Annotated in this window: 6 protein-coding genes; all 6 read left to right on the top strand. The window is 62.9% G+C overall.

Annotated features, from left to right (window positions below; genetic code table 11):
* The first annotated feature begins 386 nt into the window (after window positions 1-386).
* Window positions 387-524 (top strand): hypothetical protein, encoded by a 138-nt coding sequence (locus VF436_RS00030; RefSeq protein ID WP_330901904.1) that lies wholly within the window; start codon window positions 387-389, stop codon window positions 522-524.
* A 283-nt stretch (window positions 525-807) separates the two neighbouring features.
* Entirely contained in the window at window positions 808-2,235 is a 1,428-nt protein-coding gene (locus VF436_RS00025) for a HAMP domain-containing sensor histidine kinase (protein WP_330901903.1), read from the top strand.
* Window positions 2,220-3,545 (top strand): sigma-54 dependent transcriptional regulator, encoded by a 1,326-nt coding sequence (locus VF436_RS00020; protein WP_330901902.1) that lies wholly within the window; start codon window positions 2,220-2,222, stop codon window positions 3,543-3,545. Before VF436_RS00025 ends, VF436_RS00020 begins: the two co-directional genes overlap by 16 nt.
* Window positions 3,546-3,694: 149 nt before the next feature.
* The gene (locus tag VF436_RS00015; RefSeq protein ID WP_330901900.1) at window positions 3,695-4,438 is read left to right on the top strand and encodes a hypothetical protein; all 744 of its coding nucleotides are present in this window, start codon (window positions 3,695-3,697) and stop codon (window positions 4,436-4,438) included.
* A gap of 65 nt (window positions 4,439-4,503) precedes the next feature.
* Window positions 4,504-5,073: a hypothetical protein gene (locus VF436_RS00010; RefSeq protein WP_330901899.1), complete on the top strand. Its 570-nt coding sequence runs from the start codon at window positions 4,504-4,506 to the stop codon at window positions 5,071-5,073.
* A 24-nt stretch (window positions 5,074-5,097) separates the two neighbouring features.
* Window positions 5,098-5,776, top strand: a 679-nt coding sequence (locus VF436_RS00005) for an MFS transporter (RefSeq protein WP_330901898.1), incomplete at its 3' end; no start/stop codon positions are given.

The raw sequence follows: 5,776 nt of genomic DNA, 5'->3' as shown, positions 1-5,776 counted from the left end.
CCCCCCCCCCCCCACCCGCGGCCGCGAAAGGAAGAGCTCAGGTAGCTGGCATATGGGCACGATTGTGACCTTCTGGGCGGCTATCCTCCCGCTCCTGCACAGCTACCAACCGTAAAGGCGTAGCCTCATTCATCGCCACCCTGGCCGGTTTGAACCAGGGCGAGCTGATGGCCCTGTCAGATCCGGACGCCTTCGTCGCCCCATGACCGCGGATGACAAAGAGGCAAATTCCCTGACCAAGGGTTGGCCCTATGCCGGCAACCGCATGACGGTCTTCTCGACCGGGGGGGGCGGGCACTCGAAAGTCCGGGCTCGCTGTTCATCGGTGGCGACGTACAGTGCTACCCGGTGAATGCGTTGACCGAGGCGGGGCGCATGCAGACACTTTGGCTAACTGGCACAGCAACGTCATCGTTGATCGCGAACTCATGATGGCTGAACAGCCGATGTCGGCGCCGGAATTTGGTGTTCTACTGGTCAAACCGCTGAACGCCCACAAGCTGTCGCTTGCCGCACGAAAATAAGCCTGGCAAGTCAGGCCATCGAAGAACAAGGGCATCTGGCCCTTATTCTTTTTGGGGTAAAAATCCATGTTTATTGGACATGACTTCAGCGCTTTTGAAGATAAGCGTTGTTTGCAAAACGAAGCCGTTTCAACGGCTCGTTCGCGCGATCAAATGCCGTGCACATATTTGACCGTGTGACAACCGGTCCGTTGATAGACGTAGCAAATGCTTCGAGCCTGCCTTCACGCAGCTATCTGGACGGGGTGCCTAGGATTGCCCTTCCCATGGGGGTAATGTTGACGTGCCCAATGCACTTTCCCGCCAATTGTTCTTTATCTGGGTTCTGGTGGCCGTCGCGTCACTCGGGATGGTAAGCCTGTTGCTCATCGCATGGCGCCAGACCGGATCCGTCCAGGTTGCCGAATCGCGTCAGGCCTTGGCCGCCGATTGCGGTGCTATCGTGCAGCGGTACCGTTCGGCAACACCCGCGGCCCGAGCCGCCTCGCCTTCGAATGGTCTGCTGGATGTGGTGCTGCAATTAGTCCTGGAAGATGCCACTGGCGTGGAAGGCGGCGCATGGGAGCGTGGTCGCGGGTTCATTGCCTATACCTATCCTACCTATGAGGGCTCGGGCGCGAAGACCGATGTACCCGAGGCCGAGCGCGACAATATCGCCGCGGTCGCCGCCACTGCGGTGGCTGCGCGGCACCCCCGAACATATACGCGACAAGGCGACCGCGAAACGGTCCTGATCAACGCCTGCCCTCTCGATGAGACTCGCGGCGTATGGACAATGACGCGTTTGCCTCGTGCGCCAGGGCGATGGTCGGGGTGGCTGACCCTTGGGTTGAGCATTCCATTGGCGCTGGTTCTGGCTTCCGCCGGCGGGCTATGGACCATCATGCGGCGCTGGCGACAACAGCTGTCGGCCGTGGAAGGAGCCTTGGCATACGCCTCCGACATTCCCGTGCTTCCGCCTACCGGATCTCCCGAGGTCGACCGGCTGGCCGCCGCCGTGGTCGCCTATGCGTCTCGCTTGGCGGATAGCCGCCGTCAGGCCCAAGCCCTGGAGAGCGAACTGCGTCGCCATGATCGCCTGGTAAGCCTGGGTCGCATGACCGCCACCGTGGCTCACGAGATCCGCAATCCCATCGCCACCATGCGCCTTGCGGCCGAGAACGCGCTCGCCCAGTCACCGGGGGCTCATGACGAAAGCGGCTCGTTGGCCATGATGCTGAACCAGGTGAACAAGCTGGACGGCCTGGTCGAGAGCTTGCTCGGCATGGTGCAACCCATGCGCGTACGCCTTGCCGATACCGATCTAGGTACATGGCTCGATGCCCTGTTGCACGACTGGCCCCATGAGGCGTTGATCGTGCGTTGCTCGTTCACCCCGGGACTGCATTGGCTCATGGATGCCGATCAAATGCATCGGGCGGTCGACAACCTGCTGCGCAACGCGTTCGAACACACCGCCGGAGGCGTTGTACTGGCCATCGAGCAACGCGACGCCATGCTATCGGTTTGCGTATCGAACCCAGGCGAACCGTTACCAGCAGAGATACAGGATCGGCTCTTCGAGCCATTCGTCAGCGGCCGGACGGATGGCAACGGGCTGGGCCTGGCCTTGGTTCGCGAGATCGCCCTGGCCCATGGTGGTACGGCGTACTACGAACGAGTCGCACAGACACACCGGTTTATCATGGACATCCCATGGCACAGATCCTGATCATCGATGACGATCATGATTTTCGCGCGACGCTAGCCGCCACGTTGGTGTCGCTTGGCCACGAGGTGACAATGGCCGATAACGCCTCCGACGGCTTGCACAAACTGGACGCTGACGACATCGACGTGGCTTTCCTGGATTACCGCATGCCCGGCATGGACGGCCTTTCGTTGTTACGCGTACGTCGCCACGACACCACCGCGTCGCCCGTGCCGATCATCATGCTTACTGCGTTCGCGTCGGCGCAGAACACCATCGATGCGATGCGCCTGGGCGCATTCGATCACCTGATCAAGCCGATCGGTCGCCAGGAAGTGGCTAGTGCGGTGGCGCGAGCGCTTGCCGCCGTCGACATGCCGCCAATGTCCACGATGGTGCCAGCTGACGATGGACAGATGCTGGGCGCAAGCCCGGCCATGCGTCAGGTCCACAAACGAATCGGCCTGGCCGCCGCCACGGACGTGCCGGTACTGATCACCGGGGAGACCGGCACGGGCAAGGAAATGGTAGCGCGCGCATTGCACCATGCCAGCGATCGCGCCGGACAAGCGTTTGTCGCCGTCAATTGCGCCGCTATCCCTCCGGACCTGCTGGAAAGCGAGCTGTTTGGTCATGTGAAGGGCGCGTTCTCGGGCGCCACGAGTGATCGTAAGGGCTATTTTCGCGAAGCCGACCGCGGCACGCTGTTGCTCGACGAGATCGGCGACATGCCGCTGGCCATGCAAGCAAAACTGTTGCGTGTACTTCAGGAAGGAGAGGTCACGCCCCTCGGGAGCAGTCGCCCGGTGCGTATCGACGTGCGCATCATCGCGGCCACGCACCGTTTTATCGAAGAACGCATCGCGGCTGGCGAATTCCGCATGGACCTGTTCTACCGGCTCAACGTATTGCCCATTGAATTGCTTCCCTTACGGGAACGCGTCGAGGACATCGCCGTGATCGCACACCACGTGCTCGGCGCCGATCCCCTGCGACGCAAGGTCTTGGCCGATACCGCTCTTGCGCGCCTGGAACAGCACGCATGGCCTGGCAATGTACGCGAGCTGCGTAACCTTATGGAGCGCTGTCGGGTCTTGGTTCCTGGTCCAGTCATCGAGGTGTCCGACCTCGACGGCATGCTTCCCCCAACGACACCGACAACCTCGACGACAGGCGATTTGCCCCTGCCCGATGCGGTGGCCGAGCTGGAACGCAGCATGATCGTGCAAGCCCTCGCGAAGGCGAGCGGCAATCGCGCCGAGGCGGCACGTCGGCTGGGAATCCGTCGGCAACTGCTCTATCGCAAGCTGGTCGACTATGGCCTGGAGTGATGTCTCCTTCGGAGACTCAGAGTGTCTCCAAAACGGACATCCGGGACACGAAACGGTGTGCCAAATGGCCAAACCACGTGCTTCGGACGCTGGCATGGAGGATGCATCGGGAGGCCTGCGGGGTCCACCGCAACGTTAAGGAGTCCTCCATGAAACGTCCTCCCCTGATCATGAGCGCAATGGCCATGGCCATCGGTGTCGCGACGGCCCAGGACCGACCGGTGGCACCGCCGGCGCCTGACGTCGCCTCGACCGCGCCGGTACCGCCACCGGGCCAGCCCCCGGCCAACGCCATGCATAACACGCGGGACGGCAGGATCGCCCGCTTCATCGTCAATCCCAACGGCGATGTGGACGGTCTCCTGCTCGCCGATGGCACGCAGGTGGCGATGCCGCCCGGGCTGGGTAATACGGTGGCCGCTCACGCGCATCTGGGCCAGAACATCCGCATCGAGGGGTGGCGCATCGGTGATCTTCCACTGCTGCAAGCTAGCTTGGTGAGTTCTGCAGGCGCTCAATGGACAGACACGCCTCCGGCGCCGCCGCCCGCGCCGCCTGCTCTCTCGCCGATGGAAGCGCATGGTCAGGTCGCACAGCCGCTCTATGGTCCACGTGGCGACATCAACGGCGCCGTCCTGGACGATGGCACCGTGCTGCGCATACCGCCACCTGCGGCGGCACGCGCCATCGCCTGGGCTGAGCCGCATGCGCCTGTGAGCGCGAAGGGCTTTGGCGTAGCGACTCGTTACGGTCGTGCGATCCAGGTCACCGCTATCGGCACGAGCCCAGGTAACGAACAGCCTGTGGCCACGCCGCCCCAACCCGGCCCGCTTCCGCCCCCGCCGGCTGGCTTGCCGGGAAAGCCAACCGCCGCGGCTCCCTCGACACCCTGACCGAACCAGCCCGTTCGCCGATAAAGGGAACGGACGAACTCCCCCTTTTCATCAAGGAACAACGCATGCATTGGATCGACCCAGATCATCTCCCCGTCAAACGCGGCACGCTCGCTCGCTTTGTTGCCAACGGACATGGCGCTATCGACGGCATGCTCCTGACCGATGGCACGGAAATCCACACGCCACCGCATCTTTCCGTTGCGCTGGCACGGGCGATCAAGCCCGGCTCGCGAGTTGAGGTACGAGGTGTCACAGTGAGAGGCGCGGATCTCATCGTCGCCGTGGCCATCGACCCATCGAAAGGCAAGCGCATTTTGGACGAAGGGCCGCATCAGGGCGGTCATCCAGAGAAGCCACACGACGATGACGAACGCTGGGGATACGAAGGAAGGATCGAACGACGCCTGCACGGACCGAAAGGTCAAGTACACGGTGTGCTGCTCGACGATGGCATCGTGATCCGCGTGCCACCCCATGCGGCCCATGCGTTGAATCGCCTGCTTGCCGTCGGCAAGCGTGTGGCCGTGGAAGGTCGCTGGCTCGACACGCCGCATGGGCCCGTCCTGAGTGCCGATGCCATCGGTCCTCGTGAAGACGCACTCGAGCCGATGCCGAAGAAGCCCAAGCACTAAACCGAACACGCACGGGAGACGGCGGTGAGCGTCGCGGGAAAAAAGGTCATTCAAGGACAGCGGCCGCTCGAGGCGCTGAACTTCTTCGTGGCGGACGTCCAGGCCGGCATCGGCCCGTTCCTGGGCGTGTTCCTGCAATCCATCGGCTGGCGAACCGGCGCGATCGGCACGGTGATGACCATTGGCGGCGTCGCCGGATTGCTGGTAACGGCGCCGGCCGGCGCCATCATCGATGCCACGCGGCACAAGCGACTGGCTGTGATAATCTCGTGCGTGTGCACGGTATTAGCCTCGTGCATCGTGTGGTATGCGCATTCTTTCGCGATGGTGGTGACGTCCCAGATCGCCACCGCCATCGCCGGCGCGTTGCTTGGGCCCGCCATCGCCGGCATGACGCTTGGCATGGTGTGCGCAAAGGGGTTCGATCGACAGTTCGGCCGCAATCAGGTCGCCAATCACGCAGGCAACGTTGTCGGTGCAGGGCTTTCCGGATACATCGGTTGGCGCTTCGGTTTCGGCGGCATCTTTCTGGTGGCCGCAGCGTTCGGCGTGTTCGCGGTCGTCACCACACTACTCATTCCCGAGCACGCCATAGATCACCGTGCGGCACGTGGCCTCGAGGGGCATGAGGTGAACGACCGGGACGCCGCCCCATCGGGATTTTCCATTCTCCTGACATGTCGCCCTTTACGGGTGCTTGCCA

The organism is Dyella sp. (genome assembly GCF_036384435.1).
Lineage (GTDB): Bacteria > Pseudomonadota > Gammaproteobacteria > Xanthomonadales > Rhodanobacteraceae > GSA-30.
This window is presented reverse-complemented; position numbering and strand designations above follow the sequence as displayed.

Bases quoted from the DNA above. Each gene is read 5' to 3' on its own strand.
- VF436_RS00020 (WP_330901902.1), top strand. From the start codon at position 2,220: ATGGCACAGATCCTGATCATCGATGACGATCATGATTTTCGCGCGACG.
- VF436_RS00015 (WP_330901900.1), top strand. From the start codon at position 3,695: ATGAAACGTCCTCCCCTGATCATGAGCGCAATGGCCATGGCCATCGGT.
- VF436_RS00010 (WP_330901899.1), top strand. From the start codon at position 4,504: ATGCATTGGATCGACCCAGATCATCTCCCCGTCAAACGCGGCACGCTC.